Source organism: Streptomyces anatolicus (assembly GCF_019400875.1).
In the GTDB taxonomy this organism is placed as follows: domain Bacteria; phylum Actinomycetota; class Actinomycetes; order Streptomycetales; family Streptomycetaceae; genus Streptomyces; species Streptomyces anatolicus.
Window position 1 is genome coordinate 1 of sequence record NZ_WMBF01000666.1, and the last position, 2,801, is coordinate 2,801.

Genomic DNA, 2,801 nt, shown 5'->3' on the forward strand with positions numbered 1-2,801 from the left:
GCACCGCCCTGCTCACCGAACTACCGCTCCCGCACCCGCTCCTGGCTCCCTTGGTACTCGCGCTGCTGGCGGCGACATTGCTCGCGGCGCCGAGTGTGCTGGGGACCCCGATCGGCGTACGCACCCCAGGGACGGCCCCCGCCGCCACCGCATCCGGCGCGCCGCACCCGCCGCACGCGGGACCCGCCCCGTCGGTGTCGCGCTCCCTCGCCCGTGCGGTCCCGTACCTCGTCCGTTACGGCGCTCCCGTCCTCGGGTGGTCCGCCCTCGTCGCTCTGCCCGCCGCGCTTCGGCTTCCGTACGCCGCCGGGGTGGTGGTTTACGTTCTGGTGGTCGCCGCTCTGCTGGCCGTCGCCGCCCGTGTCGCGGCCGCCGGGGCCGTCCTGGTCGGGCCTGCCCTGATGGTCTCGGGGCTGGCCCTCGCGTCCTCGGTGAGCGTCGCCTTCCTCGCCCTGGCCACCGAGGCCGCCACGCTCGGCACCCTCGGTGCGCTCACCGCCCTGTTCCTGGCCGCCTGCGTCCAGCTGGTCCGCCGGCCCCGCCAGGCACCCACGGGCGTCGCCGCCCTCGCGGCCTGCGCTGCTCTCACGTACGCCACCGCGTTCGCCTGCGCCGCCGGGGCCGCCGGAGGTCTGCGCCCGGAGCAGATCGGGGTGGTCACCCTGGCCGTCCCGACCCTCGCCGCGCTCGCCGCGGCCCGACTAGGGCAGCGGCCCGAGACCCTGCCCGTGGAGGTCATGGCGGCCGCCTCGGCCGCCCTCGCCGTCGCCCTCACCGCGGGCCACGCCCCCACCTTCGCGCTCGCCCTGACCCTTGCCGGGCTCATCGCGGCGGGCACCGCGCTCCGGCCGGACCGCCACCGCGTGGGGTACGCGGCCGGAGTGCTGTTCATCCTGGCGAGTTGGGTCCGCCTCGCTGCCTGGGAGGTGTCGACCCCGGAGGCATACACCCTGCCGGTCACCGTCCCCGCGCTCCTCCTCGGCCTGCTGCGGCGCCGCCGCGATTCCGAGGCCTCCTCCTGGACGGCGTACGGCCCCGGCCTCGCCATGACGCTGCTGCCGAGCCTCACCGCCGCCTGGGGCGACCCGCACTGGCAGCGCCCGCTGCTGCTCGGCCTCGCGGCCCTCGCGCTGACCCTGGCGGGCGCCCGGCACGGACTGCGCGCCCCGCTGGTCCTCGGCGGCACGGTGCTCGCCCTGGACGCGCTGCACGAACTGGCTCCGTACATCGTGCAGGTGGCGGGCGCGCTGCCCCGCTGGCTGCCGCCGGCGCTCGCGGGCCTGCTGCTCCTCGCCGTCGGCGCGACGTACGAGCAACGACTGCGCGACGCACGCCGGTTCCGGAATGCGCTCGACCGAATGCACTGATTACCGGCCGCCGCACAGATATGTGGACCCGTCAATTCCCTTGAAAGGCAAGGGAATACGAGAACGGCCCGGAGGCTGAAAAGCCTCCGGGCCGCAATCCGGGGTGGGCGATACTGGGTTCGAACCAGTGACCTCTTCGGTGTGAACGAAGCGCTCTCCCACTGAGCTAATCGCCCGGGCGCACAGAGAACATTACCGCATGTCAGCGGGTGCTTCCGACCGCCTAGGAGTCACCTCTCGGTCACTCCTTGATCTTCCACGGCATCGTGATGCCGAACTTCCAGACGTAGATGGCGACCAGCACCGCGACGATGACAAGGCCGATCGTCGTCAGGATGATGTTCCTGCGGCGCACCTTCGGGTCGAGCGCACGCTGTGCCGCCTCGGTGACCTTGCGCTTCGTCCAGCGCAGCACCAGCTGGGCCCAGACGAACTCGGTCGCCCAGATCGCCATTCCACCGAAGATCACCAGCCAGCCGGGACCGGGCAGCGGCAGCATGATGATGCCCGCCACGACGACCGCGAGCCCCACGATGAAGACGCCGACCTGCCAGCTCAGGTGGAGCGCCCTGCGGGCCTGGATGTACTGCGGCGCCCGCGATCCGAGCGGCTGCTCGGCCGATCCGGACGGCTGTTCGGCCTGCGCCGCGACGGTCGGTTCCGCGACCCCCGCGGGCTCGTTACTCCCCGTATTCATACGGCCAAACCCTACCGGACGGAAACCCGTCACCGGAATGGGTGCATGACGGGAAGGGACAAGCCGCCATACGAGCTACCTAAAGACACGCAAAACCCTCAGAGGGGTTTACAACGGCACCGTAGGTGGCATGTCGATTTCGCCGACGTGCGAATCCCCGAGCGCACACTGAGCGAAAGGCCCTGGCGCTTATGAACACCACGGTCAGCTGCGAGCTGCACCTGCGCCTCGTTGTGTCGAGCGAGTCCTCACTGCCTGTACCCGCAGGACTGCGGTATGACACGGCCGATCCCTATGCCGTGCACGCCACCTTCCACACCGGAGCCGAGGAGACGGTCGAGTGGGTGTTCGCCCGCGATCTCCTCGCCGAGGGCCTGCACCGGCCCACCGGAACCGGCGACGTCCGAGTCTGGCCGTCCCGGAGCCACGGTCAGGGCGTTGTCTGCATCGCCCTGAGTTCCCCGGAGGGCGAGGCTCTGCTCGAGGCCCCGGCGCGGGCCCTGGAGTCCTTCCTGAAGCGAACAGACGCGGCCGTGCCCCCCGGCACGGAGCACCGCCACTTCGATCTCGACACGGAGCTGTCACACATCCTGGCCGAAAGTTAACGGCGCGGGAGCGTCGGGATCCCCTCACGCCGTCCGACTCGGGGCGACGGCGCAGGCAGTCACGACACAACACGACGACACAAGGCGGACAGGAAGCAGTCACCGGCGCCGTCGCCGCGGGAAGCCCGCGGC

General features: G+C 71.5%; 3 protein-coding genes and 1 tRNA gene. 2 read left to right on the forward strand and 2 right to left on the reverse strand.

Annotated features, from left to right (window positions below; all coding sequences use genetic code 11):
* Nucleotides 1-1,367, forward strand: a 1,367-nt coding sequence (locus tag GKQ77_RS31120) for an SCO7613 C-terminal domain-containing membrane protein (RefSeq protein WP_372460035.1), incomplete at its 5' end; no start/stop codon positions are given.
* A gap of 104 nt (nt 1,368-1,471) precedes the next feature.
* Here GKQ77_RS31120 and GKQ77_RS31125 read toward each other — a convergent pair.
* Together GKQ77_RS31125 and GKQ77_RS31130 are read right to left on the reverse strand one after the other, a co-directional pair.
* Nucleotides 1,472-1,543 (reverse strand) — tRNA-Val (locus GKQ77_RS31125).
* Between the two features lie 65 nt (nt 1,544-1,608).
* Nucleotides 1,609-2,064 (reverse strand): TIGR02611 family protein, encoded by a 456-nt coding sequence (locus GKQ77_RS31130; protein ID WP_219692465.1) that lies wholly within the window; start codon nt 2,062-2,064, stop codon nt 1,609-1,611.
* A gap of 191 nt (nt 2,065-2,255) precedes the next feature.
* Here GKQ77_RS31130 and GKQ77_RS31135 point away from each other — a divergent pair, with 191 nt between their 5' ends.
* The gene (locus GKQ77_RS31135) at nt 2,256-2,669 is read left to right on the forward strand and encodes an SsgA family sporulation/cell division regulator (protein WP_003959770.1); all 414 of its coding nucleotides are present in this window, start codon (nt 2,256-2,258) and stop codon (nt 2,667-2,669) included.
* The last annotated feature ends 132 nt before the right edge of the window (nt 2,670-2,801 follow it).